The organism is Kluyvera sp. EC_51 (assembly GCF_019584505.1).
GTDB classification, from domain to species: domain Bacteria; phylum Pseudomonadota; class Gammaproteobacteria; order Enterobacterales; family Enterobacteriaceae; genus Kluyvera; species Kluyvera sichuanensis.
On sequence record NZ_VDAG01000002.1, the window covers coordinates 87,094 to 108,087 of the forward strand.

Annotated in this window: 20 protein-coding genes; 9 read left to right on the top strand and 11 right to left on the bottom strand. The window is 55.7% G+C overall.

Annotated features, from left to right (window positions below):
• Nucleotides 1–238: 238 nt before the first annotated feature.
• On the top strand, nt 239–3,352 hold the full coding sequence (gene acrD / locus FHC49_RS00810; RefSeq protein WP_220438265.1) for a multidrug efflux RND transporter permease AcrD: 3,114 nt from the start codon (nt 239–241) through the stop codon (nt 3,350–3,352).
• 140 nt (nt 3,353–3,492) lie between these two features.
• Here acrD and ypfM read toward each other — a convergent pair whose 3' ends face one another.
• Nucleotides 3,493–3,552: a protein YpfM gene (gene ypfM / locus FHC49_RS00815; protein ID WP_001386977.1), complete on the bottom strand. Its 60-nt coding sequence runs from the start codon at nt 3,550–3,552 to the stop codon at nt 3,493–3,495.
• 357 nt (nt 3,553–3,909) lie between these two features.
• Between ypfM and FHC49_RS00820 the strand changes: the two genes are divergently transcribed.
• The 3 genes from FHC49_RS00820 to FHC49_RS00830 are packed head-to-tail and all read left to right on the top strand — an operon-like array spanning nt 3,910 to nt 5,677.
• The gene (locus FHC49_RS00820; protein WP_220438267.1) at nt 3,910–4,269 is read left to right on the top strand and encodes an ArsC family reductase; all 360 of its coding nucleotides are present in this window, start codon (nt 3,910–3,912) and stop codon (nt 4,267–4,269) included.
• A gap of 54 nt (nt 4,270–4,323) precedes the next feature.
• On the top strand, nt 4,324–5,451 hold the full coding sequence (dapE, locus tag FHC49_RS00825; RefSeq protein WP_185669889.1) for a succinyl-diaminopimelate desuccinylase: 1,128 nt from the start codon (nt 4,324–4,326) through the stop codon (nt 5,449–5,451).
• A 25-nt stretch (nt 5,452–5,476) separates the two neighbouring features.
• Entirely contained in the window at nt 5,477–5,677 is a 201-nt protein-coding gene (locus tag FHC49_RS00830; RefSeq protein ID WP_185669888.1) for a YpfN family protein, read from the top strand.
• A gap of 89 nt (nt 5,678–5,766) precedes the next feature.
• Here FHC49_RS00830 and ypfH read toward each other — a convergent pair whose 3' ends face one another.
• The 6 genes from ypfH to dapA form a co-directional block, all read right to left on the bottom strand.
• On the bottom strand, nt 5,767–6,465 hold the full coding sequence (ypfH, locus tag FHC49_RS00835; RefSeq protein WP_185669887.1) for an esterase: 699 nt from the start codon (nt 6,463–6,465) through the stop codon (nt 5,767–5,769).
• Between the two features lie 76 nt (nt 6,466–6,541).
• The gene (locus FHC49_RS00840; protein WP_220438268.1) at nt 6,542–8,542 is read right to left on the bottom strand and encodes a tRNA(Met) cytidine acetyltransferase TmcA; all 2,001 of its coding nucleotides are present in this window, start codon (nt 8,540–8,542) and stop codon (nt 6,542–6,544) included.
• 16 nt (nt 8,543–8,558) lie between these two features.
• Nucleotides 8,559–9,431 carry a neutral zinc metallopeptidase gene (locus FHC49_RS00845; RefSeq protein WP_220438269.1) on the bottom strand — a complete coding sequence of 291 codons (873 nt, stop codon included), beginning with the start codon at nt 9,429–9,431 and terminating at the stop codon, nt 8,559–8,561.
• Between the two features lie 141 nt (nt 9,432–9,572).
• Nucleotides 9,573–10,286: a phosphoribosylaminoimidazolesuccinocarboxamide synthase gene (gene purC / locus FHC49_RS00850; protein WP_035891480.1), complete on the bottom strand. Its 714-nt coding sequence runs from the start codon at nt 10,284–10,286 to the stop codon at nt 9,573–9,575.
• A 109-nt stretch (nt 10,287–10,395) separates the two neighbouring features.
• Nucleotides 10,396–11,430 carry an outer membrane protein assembly factor BamC gene (bamC, locus tag FHC49_RS00855; RefSeq protein ID WP_185668934.1) on the bottom strand — a complete coding sequence of 345 codons (1,035 nt, stop codon included), beginning with the start codon at nt 11,428–11,430 and terminating at the stop codon, nt 10,396–10,398.
• Between the two features lie 16 nt (nt 11,431–11,446).
• Nucleotides 11,447–12,325 carry a 4-hydroxy-tetrahydrodipicolinate synthase gene (gene dapA, locus FHC49_RS00860; RefSeq protein ID WP_185668933.1) on the bottom strand — a complete coding sequence of 293 codons (879 nt, stop codon included), beginning with the start codon at nt 12,323–12,325 and terminating at the stop codon, nt 11,447–11,449.
• 154 nt (nt 12,326–12,479) lie between these two features.
• On the opposite strand from dapA, the gene FHC49_RS00865 reads away from it, so the two are divergent.
• Together FHC49_RS00865 and bcp are read left to right on the top strand one after the other, a co-directional pair.
• Nucleotides 12,480–13,052, top strand: a complete 573-nt coding sequence (locus FHC49_RS00865) for a glycine cleavage system transcriptional repressor (protein ID WP_035891472.1) — start codon at nt 12,480–12,482, stop codon at nt 13,050–13,052.
• A complete protein-coding gene (bcp, locus tag FHC49_RS00870; protein ID WP_185668932.1) occupies nt 13,052–13,522 on the top strand; it encodes a thioredoxin-dependent thiol peroxidase in 471 nt (156 codons plus the stop codon). Before FHC49_RS00865 ends, bcp begins: the two co-directional genes overlap by 1 nt.
• Before the next feature lie 291 nt (nt 13,523–13,813).
• Here bcp and FHC49_RS00875 read toward each other — a convergent pair whose 3' ends face one another.
• Nucleotides 13,814–14,887, bottom strand: a complete 1,074-nt coding sequence (locus tag FHC49_RS00875) for an AI-2E family transporter (RefSeq protein WP_185668931.1) — start codon at nt 14,885–14,887, stop codon at nt 13,814–13,816.
• A gap of 215 nt (nt 14,888–15,102) precedes the next feature.
• On the opposite strand from FHC49_RS00875, the gene bepA reads away from it, so the two are divergent.
• From bepA to FHC49_RS00890, 3 genes are all read left to right on the top strand, one after another.
• Nucleotides 15,103–16,566 (top strand): beta-barrel assembly-enhancing protease, encoded by a 1,464-nt coding sequence (gene bepA, locus FHC49_RS00880; RefSeq protein ID WP_185668930.1) that lies wholly within the window; start codon nt 15,103–15,105, stop codon nt 16,564–16,566.
• Between the two features lie 12 nt (nt 16,567–16,578).
• The gene (arsC, locus tag FHC49_RS00885; RefSeq protein WP_220438270.1) at nt 16,579–16,938 is read left to right on the top strand and encodes an arsenate reductase (glutaredoxin); all 360 of its coding nucleotides are present in this window, start codon (nt 16,579–16,581) and stop codon (nt 16,936–16,938) included.
• Nucleotides 16,939–17,144: 206 nt separating this feature from the next.
• Nucleotides 17,145–18,083 carry an Rpn family recombination-promoting nuclease/putative transposase gene (locus FHC49_RS00890; RefSeq protein WP_220438271.1) on the top strand — a complete coding sequence of 313 codons (939 nt, stop codon included), beginning with the start codon at nt 17,145–17,147 and terminating at the stop codon, nt 18,081–18,083.
• A 1-nt stretch (nt 18,084) separates the two neighbouring features.
• Here FHC49_RS00890 and FHC49_RS00895 read toward each other — a convergent pair whose 3' ends face one another.
• From FHC49_RS00895 to upp, 3 genes are all read right to left on the bottom strand, one after another.
• On the bottom strand, nt 18,085–18,786 hold the full coding sequence (locus FHC49_RS00895; RefSeq protein ID WP_185668937.1) for a DnaA inactivator Hda: 702 nt from the start codon (nt 18,784–18,786) through the stop codon (nt 18,085–18,087).
• 94 nt (nt 18,787–18,880) lie between these two features.
• Nucleotides 18,881–20,170: a uracil permease gene (gene uraA / locus FHC49_RS00900; RefSeq protein WP_185668927.1), complete on the bottom strand. Its 1,290-nt coding sequence runs from the start codon at nt 20,168–20,170 to the stop codon at nt 18,881–18,883.
• 87 nt (nt 20,171–20,257) lie between these two features.
• The gene (gene upp / locus FHC49_RS00905; protein ID WP_035891452.1) at nt 20,258–20,884 is read right to left on the bottom strand and encodes a uracil phosphoribosyltransferase; all 627 of its coding nucleotides are present in this window, start codon (nt 20,882–20,884) and stop codon (nt 20,258–20,260) included.
• Nucleotides 20,885–20,994 lie beyond the last annotated feature (110 nt).

Sequence of the window (20,994 nt, forward strand, 5' to 3'; positions counted from 1 at the left end):
CCAGAAACGGTGACTATTTATCAGTATGATGTGGCAGATCAAAAAATTTCAGCTTAAATGAAATTACGTTTCAGGGGCCAAGGCCGATAGCGTAAGGATGTGCAAACCGTTTCTGAAAAGCGGAATGATAATTTACATTATCTCCTTTTTTTCTCCACGATTGCTGAGGGCCTTACCGCTACAGTGTTTGACGCAATTCAGTACGTAAAAAAATGAACAACACGAGGTTCGGATCCTGATGGCGAATTTCTTTATTGATCGCCCCATTTTTGCCTGGGTGCTGGCAATCCTTTTGTGCCTCACAGGGGCCCTGGCGATATTTTCTTTACCCGTTGAGCAATACCCTGACCTCGCGCCACCGAACGTGCGCGTCACGGCAAACTATCCAGGTGCTTCCGCGCAAACGCTGGAGAACACCGTCACGCAGGTTATCGAGCAGAATATGACCGGTATCGATAACCTGATGTATATGTCCTCACAAAGCAGCGCCACCGGGCAGGCAACAATTACCTTAAGCTTTGTAGCAGGCACTGACCCTGACGAAGCGGTGCAGCAGGTACAAAACCAGCTACAAACCGCCATGAATAAGCTGCCGCAGGCGGTACAAACTCAGGGCGTCACGGTGCGTAAAACCGGGGATACCAACATTCTGACCATCGCCTTCGTCTCTACCGACGGCAGCATGGATAAGCAGGATATTTCCGACTACGTCGCCAGTAACATTCAGGACCCCATCAGCCGCGTGGACGGCGTGGGCGATATCGATGCCTATGGCTCACAGTATTCGATGCGCATCTGGCTGGACCCGGCCAAGCTTAACAGCTACCAAATGACCACGGCCGACGTGACAAATGCGATTAAATCCCAGAACGCCCAGATTGCGGTCGGCCAACTTGGCGGCACGCCATCCATCGACAAGCAGGCGCTGAACGCCACGATTAACGCCCAATCGCTGCTGCAAACGCCGCAGCAGTTCCGCGACATTACGCTACGCGTCAACCAGGACGGCTCAGAAGTGACCCTGGGCGATGTGGCGACCGTCGAAATGGGTGCAGAAAAATACGACTACCTCAGCCGCTACAACCGTAATCCGGCCTCTGGCCTGGGGATTAAGCTCGCCTCTGGCGCCAACGAAATGGCGACCGCCGAGCGCGTGATCCAACGTCTGGATGAACTCAAGCAGTACTTCCCGCATGGGCTGGAATATAAAGTGGCCTACGAGACCACCTCGTTCGTCAAAGCCTCAATTAAGGATGTGGTAAAAACGCTGCTGGAAGCCATTTTGCTGGTGTTCCTGGTGATGTACCTGTTCCTGCAGAACTTCCGCGCAACGCTGATTCCGACCATTGCCGTTCCGGTGGTATTGATGGGTACCTTCGCCATTCTTTACGCCTGCGGATACAGTATCAACACCCTGACGATGTTTGCGATGGTGCTCGCCATCGGCCTGCTGGTGGATGACGCCATCGTGGTGGTCGAAAACGTTGAGCGAATAATGAGTACCGAAGGGCTCACACCGCGGCAGGCGACGCGTAAATCAATGGGGCAGATTCAAGGGGCGCTGGTGGGTATCGCCATGGTGCTGTCGGCGGTCTTTATCCCGATGGCCTTCTTCGGCGGCACCACCGGGGCTATCTATCGTCAGTTCTCTATTACCATTGTTTCAGCAATGGTGCTGTCGGTGCTGGTGGCGATGATCCTCACCCCGGCGCTGTGCGCCACCCTTCTCAAGCCGATTCATAAAGGCGAAGTGCACGGCACCAAAGGCTTCTTCGGCTGGTTTAACCGTCATTTCGATGCCAGCGCGCGTCGCTACGAATCCGGCGTGGCCAGAATTCTCCATCGCAGTATCCGCTGGATGCTGATTTACGTGCTGTTGCTGGGTGGTATGGTATTCCTGTTCCTGCGCCTGCCTTCCTCCTTCCTGCCGTTGGAAGACCGCGGCATGTTCACTACCTCCGTACAGCTGCCGAGCGGTTCGACGCAACAGCAGACGCTGAAGGTGGTGGAGCAGGTTGAAGACTATTTCTTCAAAAATGAGAAGGACAACGTAACCTCGATTTTTGCCACCATCGGCTCCGGCCCTGGCGGTAACGGCCAGAACGTAGCGCGTATGTTCGTGCGCCTGAAAGACTGGGACGAGCGTGACAGTAAAACGGGGACCTCGTTCGCCATTATCGAACGTGCCACCAAAGCGCTGAACAAAATTAAAGAGGCCCGCGTTTACGCCAGCAGCCCGCCGGCCATCAGCGGCCTGGGCAGCTCTGCCGGTTTCGATATGGAGCTGCAGGATCACGCCGGTGCCGGGCACGACGCGTTGATGGCCGCCCGCGATAAGCTGCTGGAGCTGGCGAGTAACGATCCACAGCTGACGCGCGTACGCCACAACGGTCTGGACGATAGCCCGCAGTTGCAGGTTGATATCGACCAGCGTAAAGCGCAGGCGCTGGGTGTGTCTATCGATGATATCAACGACACGCTGCAAACCGCGTGGGGTTCAAGCTACGTGAACGACTTTATGGATCGCGGACGCGTGAAGAAAGTCTACGTTCAGGCGGCGGCGAAGTACCGCATGCTGCCGGAAGACATGAACCTATGGTACGTGCGTAATAATTCCGGGCAGATGGTGCCATTCTCCGCCTTCGCTACTTCACGCTGGGAGACCGGTTCACCACGTCTGGAGCGCTATAACGGCTACTCGGCGGTTGAGATTATCGGTGAAGCCGCACCGGGCGTCAGTACCGGTACTGCCATGGACGTGATGCAAAACCTGGTGCAGCAATTACCAACCGGCTTCGGCCTCGAATGGACGGCGATGTCCTATCAGGAGCGGCTGTCAGGGGCGCAAGCACCGGCACTTTATGCCATCTCACTGCTGGTCGTCTTCCTCTGTCTGGCAGCGCTGTATGAGAGCTGGTCGGTACCGTTCTCAGTTATGCTGGTGGTACCACTAGGGGTTATCGGCGCGCTGCTGGCGACCTGGATGCGCGGGCTGGAAAACGACGTTTACTTCCAGGTGGGGCTGCTGACGGTTATCGGCCTATCCGCCAAAAACGCCATTCTGATCGTCGAATTTGCCAACGATCTGAATCAGAAAGGGGAAGATCTGATGACGGCGACGCTGGAAGCCTGTCGCCAACGTCTGCGCCCTATCCTGATGACCTCGCTGGCGTTTATCTTCGGCGTACTGCCGATGGCGCTCACCACCGGTGCAGGTTCTGGCGGGCAGCACGCGGTGGGTACCGGCGTGGTCGGGGGGATGGTTTCCGCAACGATTCTGGCTATCTTCTTTGTGCCGCTGTTCTTTGTGCTGGTGCGCCGCCGCTTCCCGCTAAAAGAGAAGCCGGAATAACGGGTAAACGCTAAAAACAGAAAAGGCGACATGATGAATGTCGCCTTTTGACCTTTATGTGATGCAACGACTCTGTACTGCAAACAACACCATCATGGTTATTGAAAGAACACAGCGCTTTTAAATCACATTGCTGAAAATTATTTACGAAGCATCACTTCAATAAAATCTTTCCAGTTCCCCAGTTCACGTTCGATCATAACTACCTCTCTTATTATTATGCGTATTTTACGTACAAATGTATGACCTGTGAATACGGTTAATCCGATTACTTTGATTGACGCTGCCAACCTTTGTTTACTGCTTGAGGTCACTATGGGCCGGAATTTTGACATTTAATGTGACCAACAGCAACATTCTGAAATAGTTATCAGAATGTGAATCATATGATACATATTTAACCTATGACAACGCAAACCCGCTACGCCAAAGCGCGTAGATAGCATGATAAACTGTACGCTTTTCAGCCACTTTAGCCGGATAAAATTAAAACAGGCAGCCGCGGGAATTACGTGTATATTCGAGTCCCCTAAAACCTGCAGATATAAAGGTGCAACATGACCATCCTCTACGGAATAAAGAATTGCGACACCATCAAGAAAGCCCGTCGCTGGCTGGATGAGCATCAGGTTGAATATCGCTTTCACGACTATCGCGTCGATGGCCTGACGCCAGAGCTGCTGGCAACCTTTATTGGCGAGCTAGGCTGGGAAGCGCTGTTGAATACCCGTGGCACCACTTGGCGCAAGCTGGATGAACAGGTGCGCGTCGGAATCAACAACGCCGATGCCGCTGCGGCGCTGATGCTGGAAATGCCGGCAATCATCAAACGCCCATTGCTCTGCGCGCCCGCACAGCCTATGCTGCTGGGTTTCAGTGATGCCAGTTATAGCCAATGGGTCGCCCAGACGCGCTAATGCCGTTGGCCCTGTTTTACAGTTTCAGATAACGAAAATAACGAGGTCTAGTTTATGTCTTGCCCAGTCATTGAGCTGGCTCAGCAGCTTATTCGCCGCCCTTCTCTTAGCCCAGATGATGCGGGCTGTCAGGCGTTAATGATTGAACGCCTACGCGCAGCAGGTTTTACCATTGAGCCGATGGATTTTGGCGATACCCAGAACTTCTGGGCCTGGCGCGGCAAAGGAGAAACCCTGGCATTTGCAGGCCACACCGATGTGGTACCTGCGGGTGATGCTGACCGCTGGATTAACCCACCGTTTGAACCCACAATTCGCGACGGCATGCTGTTTGGCCGTGGTGCTGCCGATATGAAAGGCTCGCTGGCGGCAATGGTCGTGGCGGCAGAGCGCTTCGTCGCTCAGCATCCGAACCATAAAGGCCGCCTGGCGTTCCTGATCACCTCCGATGAAGAAGCGAGCGCCACGCACGGGACGGTGAAAGTGGTCGAAGCGCTGATGGCCCGTAACGAGCGTCTGGACTACTGCCTGGTGGGCGAACCGTCCAGCACCGAAGTGGTTGGCGACGTCGTGAAAAACGGCCGTCGTGGCTCAATGACCTGCAACCTGACCATTCATGGCGTACAGGGACACGTAGCCTATCCGCACCTCGCCGATAACCCGGTTCACCGCGCCGCGCCGTGGATGAACGAACTGGTGTCGATTGAGTGGGATCAGGGCAACGAATTCTTCCCGCCGACCAGCATGCAGATCGCCAACATTCAGGCCGGCACCGGCAGCAACAACGTGATCCCGGGCGATCTGTTCGTGCAGTTCAACTTCCGTTTCAGCACCGAGCTGACGGATGAGATGATCAAAGCACGCGTTATTGCCCTGCTGGATAAATATCAGCTGCGCTATAGCGTTGACTGGTGGATTTCCGGACAGCCGTTCCTGACCGCACGCGGTAAACTGGTCGACGCGGTGGTGAACGCTATCGCGCACTATAATGAAATAGAACCGCAGTTGCTGACCACCGGCGGCACGTCAGATGGTCGCTTTATCGCCCAGATGGGTGCGCAGGTTGTTGAACTGGGTCCGGTGAATGCCACCATTCATAAAATTAATGAGTGTGTGAACGCGGCAGACCTGCAGATGCTGGCGCGGATGTATCAGCGCATCATGGAACAACTTGTCGCCTGACGGCACAACATAAGGGGTAATGCACATGGATTGGCTGTCAAAATACTGGTGGATTCTGGTGCTGGTGTTTCTGGTGGGGGTGATTATCAACGTGATCAAAGATCTCAATCGCGTCGATCACAAAAAATTCCTTGCCAATAAACCGGACCTTCCGCCGCACCGCGACTTTAACGACAAGTGGGACGATGACGACGACTGGCCGAAGAAGGACCAGCCGAAGAAATAGTTCGGTGTCGATCCCGGCGTCGCGTTGCTCGGCTGGGCTACCAGATAGTAGCCCGGCCGAACGCAGTGACGCCGGGGAACACACAAGATTTACATCATCTCAATAAGATCGTCATTTTTCGGCGTACTGCCGCTCAACGCTTCATCGAAATAGTGCTTCGGCACGGTATAACGCAGGTGATCCAGCGCGAACTGCATACTGCGATCGTCTATCGCGTGGCCTAAATCCTCAACGATATCCAGCGTCACATCGCCGCCTGCGGCCTGTAGTGCTTCCTGGCCTTTCACCGCCCAGGCAAGATCGATAACCCGGTCTTCCCCGCCGTGAATCAGGTGGATGGTCGTCGCGGTATCCGCTTTTTCCGGCATCGTCGCGTAGCGGCCGTTAAAGGCAATCACCCGTGATGCCAGCCCCGGCTGCGCTTTAATCCCCTCGAGCGACATAATTGCCCCCTGCGAGAAGCCAATTAATGCCGTCGCCTGTGGACTCACACCGCTCTGTTTCTGCCAGTAGCGCACGGTTTCAATAAAGGTCGGCATAATGGCATCAATACGCGCCTGACGGTTTTCTTCCGTCACGCCCGCCACCGAGAACCACTGGCGGCCCGGTGCCGGGCCACAAGGCTCTGCGCCACCTACGCTAACGATGAGCGCATCCGGAAACAGCGGCGCAAACCAGCTGCCGATCTGGCCCATTGCCACCGGATTATCGCCCACGCCATGAAACAACAGCAGCAGCTGTTGAGCGGGCTTCGCGGGGCTTTGAACAACAAAATGATCGTGTGTCATGGCTGTCTCCTTGGTTTTGACGGTCAGTTTACGCCGCGCCAAAATAATGACCATGCCATTTAACTGAATGAGTCAGTTAAAAAAATTGCAGTTGTTGAACCTGTTTCATGAGCTGATTTGTCCGAACCTCATCGAGGTTCAGCATCGCCTGCGCCGCGTCTTCACGCAGCCTGACCAGCAGCGCTTTCCGCCCGTGCAGGCCAAGGCGGGCGCAGAGCGCCTGCTCATTCTCGCCGGATAAACGTCCACGCAGCGCCGGAAGCGCCAATTCGCTAGTGCCACAAAGTAGGTGCAGGCTACCCAGCGCCGCCAGCATCGGGCGATGAGCAAAGGCAAACCCGGCCAGATCCAACCAGTCATCTTCAGTAAGGATAGCCTCTGGCACATCGGCTAGCGGCACTTTTTCATCGACCCACTGCGAGAGCCAGCGCCACTCACGACACAGCCGATGGTGCTCACGCAGCATCAGCGCTTCTCCCGCCGCCGTGAGTGGACGCAGTGCCATCGCTGCATAGCAGCCGCTGCTCGCCTCCCGCTGGGTGCCAATGCGCACCAGCGTAAAGCCGCAGCGCTGCCAGAAGCGCCAGAGTTCCTCGGTGTAGCCAAAACTCACCGACAGATAATCATATTCCGCCGCCGTTGCCCACGCCTGCGCAATCAGCCGCTGACCTATCCCCTCACGCTGACGCTGCGGATGAACCGCAATTCGACTAATACGCCGCCCGATAAGCGTCGCCGCCAGCGGGCTGCCTCCGTGCGCCGCCATCGACTGCGCCACCAGGTTCCCGCGGGGGCGACGGTAGCCCGCCCACACGGCCTGGCTCAGCTCAGGCGACAATCCCCCTTCATCCACCAGCCATAGCGCACCGGCTGGCCCCTGCGGCGTTTGTGCGCTGATAAAATGCTGCCCCGGCGCATCCATCATCCGCCGTAGATCGAGCGGCGAGGTGCGGTAATGCGCACCGGAAAGAAGTTGATACAACGCGACGGGTTGCTCAGGGCTGGACTGCCAGGCCGATTGGGGAACGGGACACAGCGTCACCTCACCGGCTGGCGACGTGGTAAAGGCTTCATCGCGGAAAATCAGCGCATCGTTAACCAGCGCTTCCAGCGGGCATCCTGCCGCCCAGCGGATAGGCTGGTTGAGGGTGAAAACGTGCCGTTCGGGAAATGCAGCGCAGAGTTTAAGTAAAAAACCGCGCCCGGTGCCCTCGTAGCCCTGCACGGTGGTGGTCAGCAGCGTACGGGGGAAGCGAGCGATAAGCCTCTGGAGCAGTGGCGCAGGGATAGCGGCGGCTTCATCCACCACCAGCCAGTCAGCGCATTCGTCTGAGTCCAGCAGCGCATCAGGGGCCATAAAGCGAAAACGCTCACCGGCAAAGGTGGCAATCACCTCCGCCGACGCCCGGGAAGGTGCGGTGACAACAGCCTCGCCGTGCAGGCGCTGGATATGCATCCCCGCCAGCGCTGACTTTCCTCGCCCGCGCTCTGCCGTCACCACCGATACGGGTGCGGTCGTCTCCTCCAGCGCCGCCAGAATCGCCTGCTGCTCACGTGCGGGCTCGCCGCTCGCGCGTTGCCAGTCCGGTCGTTCAATTGTCGTGAGCGGTGGCAGCGGTGTGCCCTGCAGCCAGAGTAGCGTCTCTGGATGGCGGGAGAGCGCCCGCCAGAAATGGTCAACAAAGTTCGGCGTGACGATGGGTTCCAGCGAATCACTCCAGCGCAGTGAATCCGCATCGGCATGATGGGGCCACTGCGCCCATTCCGGCACCAGCAGTATCAGCCAGCTTCCAGCCCGGAGCGTGCCCGCCAGCGCGGCAAAGGCCGAGACATCAAAGCCATCGCGGGCGTCGAAGATAGCGTGCTGGAACTCGCGCCCCAGCAGCGTCACCAGCTTAGAGGACGGGCAGAATGGCGCGGTGGCCGGGTTCAAACCAACCCAGAGCACCTCTTCCCCCGCCGCTGCGCGAAACGCCGTGGCCTGCTGTTCGCTCCACGCGCGTTCGCCGCTTATCACCAGCAGGCGGCGAATGCCCTCCTGCGCCATGCGCTCAGCCTGCGCCAGCAGTTCATCCATGACTCAGGACCCGCCGTCAGAGTGATTTGCTAAAAGTGTTGCACTGCGCCGGGTCGCCGCTATCAAAGCCGCGTTTCAGCCAGGTATAGCGCTGCTGTGAGGTACCGTGCGTAAAGCTATCTGGCACCACGCGCCCTTGCCCCTGCTGTTGCAGACGGTCGTCGCCAATGGCTTCGGCAGCATTCAGCGCCTCTTCCAGGTCACCGGCTTCCAGAATGCCCTGTTTCTGCATGCTATGCCCCCAGACGCCCGCAAAGCAGTCCGCCTGAAGCTCCATACGTACGGAGAGACGATTCACCTCCGCCTGCGAGGCGCCCTGCTGCATCTGACGCACTTTCGGTTCGATACCCAGCAGTTTTTGTACGTGGTGGCCGACTTCATGCGCAATCACGTAGCCCTGAGCGAAGTCGCCGCCCGCGCCAAGCTTGTTTTTCATGTCGTCGTAAAATGAGAGGTCGATATAGACCGTGCTGTCGGTTGGGCAGTAAAACGGCCCCATCAACGATTGCCCGGTACCGCAACCGGTACGGGTCGCGCCGCGGTACATCACCAGACGCGGCGGCTGATAGGTTTTGCCCATCGCCTTAAATTCCTGCGCCCAGGTGTCTTCCGTCGTCGCGAGGATCACCGAGGTGAACTTCGCGGCTTCGTCATCTTTAGGGCCGCTCACTCGCTGGGAAGTTTGCTGCTGACCGATGGGTTCGCCGGTCATCAGGCCGGTCAGATCCACGCCGTAGTAGCCCGCCACCAGCACGATAATCAGCAGGACAATGCCGCCCTTGCCGCTTGGGATGCGAAAACCCGGGCCGCGCCCGCCCATCATCGGGGATTCAGAATTATTCCGCCGGTCTTCTACATTGTCGCTTTCGCGACGACCTTGCCAACGCATAACTACCTCAGTCTTATTCTCAGAAATACTGAGATGATCGTAGGCGGTTACGGGGGGGATTACCACTGGAAATGTTGTGCGAGGATTTCCCGGCGTCGCTTTGCTCGGCCGAGCAAAGCGACGCCGGTGATGTGTAGAAACTTAGTCGAGCTTCACGCCTAAACGATGCGCCACTTCTTCGTACGCTTCAATCAGGCCGCCCAGGCTCTGACGGAAACGGTCTTTGTCCATTTTGTCCATGGTCTTTTTGTCCCACAGACGGCTTCCGTCCGGGGAGAACTCATCGCCCAGCACCACTTCGCCTTTGAACAGACCGAACTCCAGCTTGAAGTCGACCAGGATCAGGCCTGCGTCGTCGAACAGCTTTTTCAGCACGTCGTTCGCTTTGAAGGTCAGTTCCTGCATACGCGCCAGGTTCTCTTTGCTCACCCAGCCGAAGGTTTCGCAGTAGGATTCGTTAACCATCGGGTCGTGCATCGCGTCGTTTTTCAGGAACAGGTCAAACAGCGGCGGATTCAGCTCGATACCTTCTTCAATCCCTAAGCGTTTTACCAGCGAGCCTGCCGCACGGTTACGCACCACGCATTCCACCGGCACCATATCCAGCTTTTTCACCAGACATTCGGTATCGGACAACAGCGCTTCCATCTGGGTTGGAATACCAGCTTCTGCCAGTTTGCTCATAATGAAATGGTTGAACTTGTTATTCACCATGCCTTTACGATCGAACTGCTCAATGCGGGCACCATCCCCTGCTGACGTATCGTTACGGAATTCGAGTACCAACAGATCCGGGTTTTCGGTGCTGTATACGGTTTTCGCTTTACCACGATACAACTCAGCTAGCTTTTGCATCTTTGTCACTCCAGTGATGATTACGATAAATATTTGTGCATTTTCCGGCGACGCACACGATTGCGTCACTATACAGAAAAAAGGGCCGGATTGCTCCAGCCCTGTTTAATTACTTGCTAAATGCGGCCTGGAATGCGGCTACCAGGGCGTCATTCTGCGACTGCGTCAGCGTATGACCTTTCGGATCGATGAACTGCAGGCTACTACGGTTGTCCAGGTCGCCGACCTGAAGTTTGTAGTCACCGGAGACCAGACCCGGATCGCTAGCGCCCAGATCTTTCCAGCTGCTGTCAGACAGTGGCTTGTAGGTCACCGCGATGCTGCCCTGAGAACGGGTGCTGTCGGTCACTTTCATGCCCACTTTTTCCAGCGCGCCAGGCAGACGTTGCCATACCTGGTTAAACGGACCACGTACCACCAGCATTGGCAGGCCGGTATCGTCGGAGGCGCTCTGCACGTCGAAGGTTGCGCCCGCAGTACCTCTGGAACTGTTCGCGGCATCCGTCGCGTTCTTATCCAGGCCTGCGGAAATCACGTTCAGCATTTCAGCGCTATAGCGCTGCAGAGAAGCACGGTCAGCAACCGGCTTGCCAGCCTGTTCCAGGTTAACCAGCTTCACCATGACGGCCTGCTGGTAGCCCTGCGGCTGTACGGAGACCTGATAGCGACCACGGTACTGCTGGTCTTCATCAAGACGGTTCCACTCAACCCAGTCTGTCGTCAGCGTCTGGCTAGCATCATCACGTTTGGTGATGGTGTAGTTTTTCGCCTGAACGATGCTGACAACCTGCGGCCACAGAGAACCGCTACGGCCATTTTCAACCAGCAGCATAGCGGTATCACCCGTGAACTGGGTACGCGCACCAGAAACCAGCGCCAGCGGCTGAGCCGGTGGACGGATATCCAACGCTTTACCGACGGCACCGCTGCCGTTAGCGACCGGAATGTTATAGTCGCCATTTTCAACCGGCAGAATCATGCCCGCAGGGGCGTGAAGTTCACTCAACGGAGTGGCTTGCAGGTAGGATTCATCACCGCTGACCTGGCGCTTATAGCGCGAGTCGGAACTACAGGCCGCAAGCAGTAAAACCAGCGATACCCCCGCAACCTTCGCCAGGCGCGACTTCTGTACTGAGTAAGCCATCAAATCTCCCTAAACTTTACAGCAAACCGGCATGCTTTAATGCAGATGCCACCACATCACGACCGTGGTCGGTGATAGGGGTCATCGGCAGACGCATGGTGTCGGTCGCCACAAGTCCCAATTCCTTACATGCCCATTTCACTGGGATTGGATTGGGTTCGACAAATAATTTATTGTGCAGCGGCATCAAACGCTGGTTAATGATACGCGCCTGGTCAAACTGGCCATCAGCTGCCAGTCTGCACATTTCCGCCATATCACGCGCCGCAACGTTTGCCGTTACTGAAATAACGCCATGACCGCCGAGCTGCATGAAGTCCAGACCGGTTGCATCATCACCGCTCAGCAGGATGAAGTCATCTGAAACCAGCTCTTTGATCTGATGAACACGGCTTAAGTTCCCCGTGGCTTCCTTAATCGCGATAATATTTTTAATTTTCGCCAGGCGACCTACGGTTTCCGGCAGCATATCGCAACCGGTACGGGACGGCACATTATACAGAATTTGCGGCAGGTCAGTATGCTCAGCGATCGTTTTGAAGTGCTGGAACAGACCTTCCTGGGTTGGGCGGTTGTAATACGGGGTAACGGTCAGGCAACCCACCACGCCGGTATTATTAAAACGTTGGGTCAGGCTAATCGCCTCTGCGGTTGCATTTGCCCCCGTTCCTGCGATCACCGGAATGCGGCCGTCGGCCAGCTCCAGCGTCGTCATCACGACATCGCCATGCTCTTCGTGGCTGAGCGTTGCCGATTCGCCGGTCGTTCCTACCGAGACAATCGCCGAGGTTCCGCTGGCGACATGGTAATCAATCAGTTTTTTCAGGCTTGAACGGTCGACATTACCTTTTTCATCCATCGGCGTGACAAGCGCTACAATACTTCCCGTAAACATGGGCCATCCTCTGTGCTGACGTGCGGACATGAATCTCAATGGTACGTTTGGTCTTGTAATAAAAGCAAGAGACTGAGGGCCTTCAGAATGTTGTATGCCGGTTTTTTTTATGCTTTCCTAAGGAATACCGCACCTTTTTAAAGGAAGAACAGGTTTGACAGCCTCATTACAACACTATCTGGTCATTACAGCCCTGGGCGCGGATCGCCCTGGCATCGTCAATACGATTACCCGTCACGTGAGCAGCTGCGGCTGTAACATCGAAGACAGTCGCTTGGCCATGCTGGGGGATGAGTTCACTTTTATTATGCTGCTTTCCGGTTCATGGAATGCGATTACGCTGATTGAATCCACCCTGCCGCTCAAAGGTGCAGAGCTGGATCTGCTGATCGTGATGAAGCGCACCACCGCGCGCCCGCGTCCAGCGATGCCTGCCACCGTCTGGGTGCAGGTTGAGGTTCCTGATTCGCCGCATATTATTGAGCGCTTTACCGCGCTGTTTGATAGCTGGGAAATGAACATTGCCGAACTGGTGTCGCGCACGCAGCCTGGCGATAACGAAGGCGTTGCGCAGCTGTTTATTCAGATAACCGCCCACAGCCCCGCTACGAAAAATGCATCAAATATTGAGCAAGCGTTCAAAGCCCTATGTACAGAACTGAACGCACAAGGCAGTATAAACGTGATCAATTATTCACAGCATGATGAACAGGATGGAGCTGAGTAATGAACCCACTGAAAGCCGGTGATATCGCACCGAAATTTAGTTTGCCCGATCAAGACGGCGAGCAGGTAAATTTAACCGACTTCCAGGGACAACGTGTTCTGGTCTATTTCTACCCGAAAGCAATGACCCCTGGCTGCACCGTGCAGGCCTGCGGCCTTCGCGACAATATGGATGAGCTGAAAAAGGTTGGCGTTGAAGTGCTGGGCATCAGCACCGATAAACCTGAGAAGCTCTCCCGCTTTGCGGAAAAAGAGTTGCTAAACTTCACGCTGCTCTCCGATGAAGATCACCAGGTTTGCGAGCAGTTTGGCATCTGGGGTGAGAAAACCTTTATGGGCAAAACCTATGACGGCATTCACCGCACCAGCTTCCTGATTGACGCCGACGGTAAAGTCGAGCACGTCTTCGACGACTTCAAAACCACCAACCACCACGACATCGTGCTGGGCTGGCTGCAGGCAAACGCCTAACCCAATAACGTAGCCCGGCCGAGCGCATGTACGACCGGATACATAGGTAACACTTCAGACCGGGAACATAGGTAACACTTTCCTAGTCTATCCGGATAATACTACGGCTTTTCCGGTCATAGTAAGCAAGCGTTGGGTCTCAGTCCAGGGCATAGCGAGTCTCCTCTTCTATGCCAGTTATAACTGTTACCCATGTATCCGGTCTAAAGTGTTACCTATGTTTCCGGTTTGTACCGCAGCGACCCCGGGGTTCCTCCAGGGCCGGCGTAACCGCCTCGCCCGGGCGACACGTTAGTTTGATATTTCTTCTTCTACCACCAGCCCATCCGGCCAGGCGTGAACTACCGCTTTAATCAACGTCGCCAGTGGTATGGCAAAGAACACGCCCCAGAAGCCCCACAGCCCACCGAAAATCACCACCGACAGAATAATCACCAGCGGGTGCAGGTTCACGGCTTCGGAGAACAGCACCGGCACCAGCAGGTTACCGTCCAGCCCCTGAATAATCAGATAGACCGCAAACAGGCTCCAGAACTCGGTACCAAGGCCAAACTGGAACAGCGCCACGCAGACCACCGGAATCGTCACCACGAACGCGCCGATGTAAGGAATAAGGACCGATAGCCCCACCAGCACCGCCAGCAGCAGCGAGTAGTTAAGGCCAAACATCAGGAAGCCAAGCCAGGTGGCAATGCCTACGACGATCATCTCCAGCACCTTACCGCGAATGTAGTTGGTAATTTGCTGGTTCATCTCTTTCCACACCTGCCCTGCCAGACCGCGGTTGCGCGGCAGCACGCGACGCACCGCGTTCAGCATCTGCTCTTTATCCTTCACCAGGAAAAAGACCATCAGCGGCACCAGCACCAGATAGACTGCCAGCGTCAGCAGTCCCATCAGCGAGGCCACCGAATATTTCACCACCGAGTCACCGAGCGTTAGCATTCGGGTACGCATATTTTCGGCCATCGCATCAATGATCCCGGCATCCATCAGCGCAGGATAGCGGCGGGGCAGCGTGGCGGCATAATCAGAAAGCTTGTTCAGCATGCCCGGCATGTCGTGGATAAGGTTAATCCCCTGCTGCCAGGCAATCGGCATCACCACGAAGGACATCAGCAACAGAATGCCGATAAACAGCACCATCACGGCGGTAGTGGCCCAGGTACGCGACCAGCCCAGCCGCTCCAGGCGGACGGTCGGCCACTCCAGCAGATAGGCCAGCACCAGTGCAACCAGCAGCGGCGCCAACAGGCCACTGAAGAAGAACAGAATGCAAAAACCTGCCACCAGAATGACCAGCAGCGCGATCGCCTCCGGGTCACTAAATCGGCGGCGGTACCACTGCATCAACATCTCGAGCATAAATCGATTCCCTGAACGCTTTGCTTTCACACGGAGATGAATTGTATCGAAGTGTCACAAAAAAGACTCCGCTTTTTATATTTATCCCAACAATCTCGCGATTATCATTTTCATCCCGTGAGCAGATAGATACACTCCCAGAGCAGCGTAAAATGGAACGTAAGATTATGCTGTTGGTCAAAACAGGCACATCCCCACATTACAGGACAGAGGTTATGTTCAGGCAGTTGAAAAAAACGCTGTTGGCATCCCTTATTGCAACGCTTACGCTCGGGCAAATCGCTCCGGCCTTTGCGGATTCGGCTGATACTCTCCCGGATATGGGCACCTCAGCAGGAAGCACGCTCTCCATCGGTCAGGAGATGCAGATGGGGGATTACTATGTCCGTCAGCTGCGCGGAAGCGCTCCGCTGATTAATGATCCGCTGCTGGTTCAGTACATCAATTCACTGGGGATGCGTCTGGTTTCGCACGCCTTTTCCGTCCGTACGCCGTTCCACTTCTATCTGATTAACAACGACGACATCAACGCCTTCGCCTTCTTCGGCGGTAACGTGGTGCTGCACTCAGCGCTATTTCGCTATTCCGATACCGAGAGCCAGCTGGCGTCGGTAATGGCGCACGAAATCTCCCACGTCACCCAGCGTCACCTGGCGCGCGCGATGGAAGACCAGAAGCGTAACGCTCCGCTGACCTGGGTTGGCGCCCTCGGTTCAATTTTACTGGCGATGGCCAGCCCGCAGGCCGGTATGGCGGCGCTAAGCGGCACGCTGGCCGGTACCCAGCAGGGCATGATCAGCTTTACTCGCCAGAATGAAGAAGAGGCTGACCGCATCGGTATCCAGGTACTGCAGCGTTCAGGCTTTGATCCCCAGGCCATGCCGGCCTTTATGGAAAAGCTCCTCGACCAGTCGCGCTACTCATCGCGGCCGCCGGAAATGCTGCTGACTCACCCCCTGCCCGAAAGCCGTCTGTCCGACGCGCGTAACCGCGCCAACCAGATGCGTCCGGTGGTGGTGCAATCTTCCGCCGATTTCTATTTCGCTAAAGCGCGTACCCTCGGCATGTATAACTCCGGTAAGAACCAGCTCGGCAGCGACCTGCTGGATAACTGGTCGAAGGGAAATATTCGCGAGCAGCACGCCGCACAGTACGGCCGTGCGCTGCTGGCCATGGAAGCGAAAAACTACGCCGAGGCGAGCAAACAGCTGCAGCCGCTGCTGAGCGCCGAGCCGCAAAACGCCTGGTATCTTGACCTGGCAACGGATATCGACCTCGGGCAGAAGAAAACCGCCGAGGCCATCAGCCGTCTGAAAAATGCCCGTGAACTGCGTACCAACCCTGTGCTGCAGCTCAACCTGGCGAACGCCCTGCTTGAGGGCGGGCAGCCTGCGGAAGCGGCAACTATTCTGAACCGCTACACCTTTAACAATAAAGACGATACCAACGGCTGGGATTTGCTAGCCCAGGCGGAAGCCGCGCTGGGTAATCGTGATCAGGAGCTGGCGGCTCGCGCCGAGAATATGGCGCTGGTAGGCAGACTCGATCAGGCGATTTCCATGCTCAGCTCGGCCAGCGGTCAGGTGAAACTGCGTAGCCTCCAGCAGGCGCGCTACGATGCCCGTATCGATCAGCTACGCGAGCTGCAGGAACGCTTCCGCCCTTATCAGAAAATGTAAACAGGAGAGACGATGACGGATTCGGTCACGATTTATCACAACCCGCGCTGCTCAAAGAGCCGCGAGACCTTAACCCTGCTGAAGGATAATGGCATCGATCCTGAGGTGGTGCTGTATCTCGACACGCCGCCGGATACCGCGACGCTGCGCAAACTGATTGACATGCTCGGCTTCAGCAGCGCGCGCGAACTGATGCGCCAGAAAGAAGATCTCTACAAATCGCTGAACCTCGCCGACAGCCAACTTAGCGAAGAACAACTTATCCAGGCGATGATTGAGAATCCAAAACTGATTGAGCGCCCTATCGTTGTTCACAACGGGCAGGCGCGCATTGGTCGTCCGCCGGAGCAGGTGCTGGAAATCGTTCGCTAATCCCTTCTACCCGCCGCGGTTGATATTGTTCGGCTGCGGCACGCTCTCCCCCTTCCAGATGCGAACGTAATTCCAGCGTTTTGTACCGCTTGCATACATTGATAAACACTTTGCGTTGTACCATCTGTAGTTTGATTTTCCCTGCCTCTCCATGATGTCAAACTTGTTAGAGTCCCGCCATCCACTGGTCTTCACGGAGAGAAGCGATGAGCGAGAACGCCACATCGATGCCGCATGATGCGATTTTTAAGCAGTTCTTGCAGGATCCTGCCACCGCTCGCGATTTTCTACAGATTCATCTTCCTGGTTCGCTGCAGCGTCTTTGCGATCTCGATACGCTCAAGCTCGAGTCCGGTAGCTTTATTGAAGAGAGTCTACAGGCAAGCTATTCTGATATGCTTTACTCGCTTAAAACGACAGCTGGAGACGGCTATATTTATGCCCTGATCGAGCATCAGAGTAAGCCAGACCGTCATATGGGATTTCGCCTGATGCGCTATGCTATTGCCGCCATGCAGCGTCATCTCAATGCGGGGCACCGACGGCTTCCTTTGGTTATCCCCATTCTTTTTTATCATGGACTCGTGAGTCCCTACCCTCATTCACTAAACTGGACAGATGAATTTGCCGCACCGGAAATGGCACGAGCGTTCTATAGTCAACCCTTTCCGCTGGCCGATATCACCGTCATCCCCGACAGCGAAATTATGCATCACCGACGTATTGCCTCGCTAGAATTGCTGCAAAAGCATATTCGGCTACGGGATCTAGCCGAGCTTATCGCTCCTCTAGCTCAGCTATTAGTGATGGGATACACTGATCGCGACAGACTAATCGCAATCCTGAACTATATGTTGTTAAACGGCACCGCCGACCAGCCAGAAAAACTGATTCAGGAACTGGCACAACGCACAGCACATCATGAGGGAACACTGATGACGGTCGCAGAGTATCTGGAACAAAAAGGTTGGAAAAAGGGCCTGGAAAAAGGCATGGAAAAAGGGTTAGCAGAAGGCAGAAACGAAGCCGCCACCCGTATAGCCAAAGCCCTACTTCAGGACGGTATGGAACGGCAACGGGTTATCGCACTTACCGGTGTCCTGGCAGATGATCTTAACGCCATCGCACAGGAAAAAGCGGAATAACCTACAGCTTCAGAATCTCTTTCACAAACGGAATGGTCAGCTTGCGCTGGGCGGTGATAGAGGCGTGATCGAGCTGATCCAGCGTCTGGAACAGCGTGCGCATTTCGCGATCCAGACGTTTGAGCATAAAACGGCACACATCGTCCGGCATTTCAAAGCCGCGCAGGCGGGCACGTAGCTGCAATGCCTGTAATTTATCTTCATCGGATAGTGGTTGCAGCTTGTAGATTTGCCCCCAGTCGAGGCGAGAAGCGAGATCCGGCAGACCCAGATTCAGCTGACGCGGTGGGCGATCGCCGGTGATCAGCAGGCGGGTATTGCCCGACTCGAGGATCCGGTTGTAGAGATTAAAAATCGCCATTTCCCACAGTTCGTCTCCCGCTACGCACTCGATATTATCGATGCACACCAGCGAAAGCTGCTCCATCCCTTCCAGCACTTCCGGAACAAACCAGGTACGTTTATCCAGCGGAACGTAGCCCACGGCATCGCCGCGCTGCGAGAGTTCGGCGCAGGCTGCATGCAGCAAATGGCTGCGTCCGGCACCTTCACGTGCCCAGATATAGATGTATCCGCTGTGCTCCTGCCGCAGCACGTTTTGCAGTGCAGCAAGTAAAGAAGGGTTATCACCTGGGAAGAAACTCGCAAAGGTTTCATCATCAGGAAGATAAAGTGGCAAAGAGAGCTGTGCCGGTGCGTTCAGAGAGACCTCAACATGGGCTTACGAAAAAACGGGAAGAGTTTACCACAGAAAATAGCGGGGAGAGAACCGGGCGGCGATCCGCCCGGCTTGAGGATCACGACTTAGAGGTATCACTCTCGTCCGCGTCCAGCACCACTTCTTCCGGACGCAGGACACTTATCAGCTTGAAGACCAGGCTCAGACAGATACCAACGATCGTCGCCAGCGCCATGCCTTTCAGCTCAGCCGCGCCGATGTGCACTTTCGCGCCGCTGACGCCGATGATCAGGATGACGGAGGTCAGGATCAGGTTCTGCGCTTTGCTGTAATCCACTTTGGATTCGATCAGCACGCGGATACCGGAGGCACCGATTACGCCGTACAGCAGCAGAGAAACGCCGCCCATGACCGGCAGTGGGATAATCTGAATCGCCGCCGCCAGCTTACCAACGCAGGAGAGCAGAATCGCAATGATTGCCGCGCCGCCGATAACCCAGGTGCTGTACACGCGGGTAATCGCCATCACGCCGATGTTTTCACCGTAGGTGGTGTTCGGCGTGGAGCCAAAGAAACCGGAGATCACGGTGGAAAGGCCGTTGGCAAACATCGAACGGTGCAGACCCGGATCGCGAATCAGGTCTTTCTTGACGATGTTCGCCGTCACCACCAGGTGGCCGACGTGCTCGGCAATCACCACCAGCGCCGCTGGCAGGATAGTGAAGATAGCAAACCACTCAAAGCGCGGGGTATAGAAGGTTGGCAGCGCGAACCAGTGCGCATTCGCAATCGGCGAAGTGTCCACAACGCCCATCACGAAGGAGAGCGCGTAGCCCACCAGCACGCCGATAAGAATCGGGATAATCGCCAGGAAGCCGCGGAACAGCACCGAGCCAAACACGGTGACGCCCAGGGTTACCAGCGAAATAATAATGGTTTTGGTATCCGCAGACTGACCGTCCGGCGGCAGCAGGCCCGCCATGTTCGCCGCCACGCCCGCCAGCTCCAGACCGATAACGGCAACGATTGCGCCCATCGCCGCAGGAGGGAACATCACGTCAAGCCAGCCGGTCCCCGCTTTCTTCACGATGAAAGAGACCAGGCAGAACAGCACGCCGCACATAATAAAGCCGCCCAGCGCCACTTCGTAGCCTAACGGCAGCAGCAGCAGTACCGGAGAGATAAAGGCAAAGCTGGAGCCCAGATAGGCCGGGATTTTGCCTTTACAGATGAAGAGGTACAGCAGCGTCCCAAGACCGTTGAACAACAAAACGGTGGCCGGGTTGATGTGAAACAAGACTGGCACCAGCACGGTTGCGCCAAACATGGCGAATAAATGCTGCAAGCTAAGCGGGATGGTCTGTAAAAGCGGCGGTCTTTCACTTACCCCAATGGCACGGCGTGTCATGATGTTTTCCTCGAGTGTGTTATTAGCTTCGGTTTTTTTATTCAAAAAAAAGCCGACTCTAAAAGTCGGCTCTTTTTATTTTTTCGTTTACTTGGTACCAAAAATCTTATCGCCGGCATCGCCGAGGCCCGGAATAATGTATCCGTGCTCGTTCAGGCCCTGGTCAATCGACGCGGTGTACAGCTCGATGTCCGGGTGCGCTTTTTCCAGCGCGGCAATACCTTCCGGCGCAGCAACCAACACCAGCACCTTAATGCTGGAGCAGCCCGCTTTCTTCAGCAGGTCGATGGTGGCGATAACGGAACCGCCGGTAGCCAGCATTGGGTCAACGATCAGCGCCATACGTTCATCGATGTTGGAGACCAGCTTCTGGAAGTAAGGTACCGGCTCCAGCGTCTCTTCGTCACGGTACATACCGACAACGCTGATACGCGCGCTTGGTACGTTTTCCAGTACGCCGTCCATCATGCCCAGGCCTGCACGCAGGATTGGCACAACGGTAATTTTCTTACCTTTGATCTGGTCGATTTCTACCGGGCCGTTCCAGCCTTCGATAGTCACTTTTTCGGTTTCCAGACCGGCGGTAGCTTCATAAGTCAGCAGGCTGCCGACTTCGGAGGCGAGTTCACGGAAGCGTTTGGTGCTGATGTCGTTCTCGCGCATCAGGCCCAGCTTGTGTTTGACGAGTGGGTGTTTAACTTCCACAATCTTCATTCTCTTTCTCCTTTAGATGGGGCAGCCACAAAAAAAATCGCGGGATTATACCGCTTTTTTACGATTGCGCCATACCTGTGATGATTGACCAGGATCAAGCAAAGCGGTGA

What these genes read in the sequence shown, in the direction of transcription:
- acrD (WP_220438265.1), top strand. Translation starts at nt 239, where the DNA reads ATGGCGAATTTCTTTATTGATCGCCCCATTTTTGCCTGGGTGCTGGCA.
- FHC49_RS00820 (WP_220438267.1), top strand. Translation starts at nt 3,910, where the DNA reads ATGACCATCCTCTACGGAATAAAGAATTGCGACACCATCAAGAAAGCC.
- dapE (WP_185669889.1), top strand. Translation starts at nt 4,324, where the DNA reads ATGTCTTGCCCAGTCATTGAGCTGGCTCAGCAGCTTATTCGCCGCCCT.
- FHC49_RS00830 (WP_185669888.1), top strand. Translation starts at nt 5,477, where the DNA reads ATGGATTGGCTGTCAAAATACTGGTGGATTCTGGTGCTGGTGTTTCTG.
- ypfH (WP_185669887.1), bottom strand. Translation starts at nt 6,465, where the DNA reads ATGACACACGATCATTTTGTTGTTCAAAGCCCCGCGAAGCCCGCTCAA.
- FHC49_RS00840 (WP_220438268.1), bottom strand. Translation starts at nt 8,542, where the DNA reads ATGGATGAACTGCTGGCGCAGGCTGAGCGCATGGCGCAGGAGGGCATT.
- FHC49_RS00845 (WP_220438269.1), bottom strand. Translation starts at nt 9,431, where the DNA reads ATGCGTTGGCAAGGTCGTCGCGAAAGCGACAATGTAGAAGACCGGCGG.
- purC (WP_035891480.1), bottom strand. Translation starts at nt 10,286, where the DNA reads ATGCAAAAGCTAGCTGAGTTGTATCGTGGTAAAGCGAAAACCGTATAC.
- bamC (WP_185668934.1), bottom strand. Translation starts at nt 11,430, where the DNA reads ATGGCTTACTCAGTACAGAAGTCGCGCCTGGCGAAGGTTGCGGGGGTA.
- dapA (WP_185668933.1), bottom strand. Translation starts at nt 12,325, where the DNA reads ATGTTTACGGGAAGTATTGTAGCGCTTGTCACGCCGATGGATGAAAAA.
- bcp (WP_185668932.1), top strand. Translation starts at nt 13,052, where the DNA reads ATGAACCCACTGAAAGCCGGTGATATCGCACCGAAATTTAGTTTGCCC.
- FHC49_RS00875 (WP_185668931.1), bottom strand. Translation starts at nt 14,887, where the DNA reads ATGCTCGAGATGTTGATGCAGTGGTACCGCCGCCGATTTAGTGACCCG.
- bepA (WP_185668930.1), top strand. Translation starts at nt 15,103, where the DNA reads ATGTTCAGGCAGTTGAAAAAAACGCTGTTGGCATCCCTTATTGCAACG.
- arsC (WP_220438270.1), top strand. Translation starts at nt 16,579, where the DNA reads ATGACGGATTCGGTCACGATTTATCACAACCCGCGCTGCTCAAAGAGC.
- FHC49_RS00890 (WP_220438271.1), top strand. Translation starts at nt 17,145, where the DNA reads ATGAGCGAGAACGCCACATCGATGCCGCATGATGCGATTTTTAAGCAG.
- uraA (WP_185668927.1), bottom strand. Translation starts at nt 20,170, where the DNA reads ATGACACGCCGTGCCATTGGGGTAAGTGAAAGACCGCCGCTTTTACAG.
- upp (WP_035891452.1), bottom strand. Translation starts at nt 20,884, where the DNA reads ATGAAGATTGTGGAAGTTAAACACCCACTCGTCAAACACAAGCTGGGC.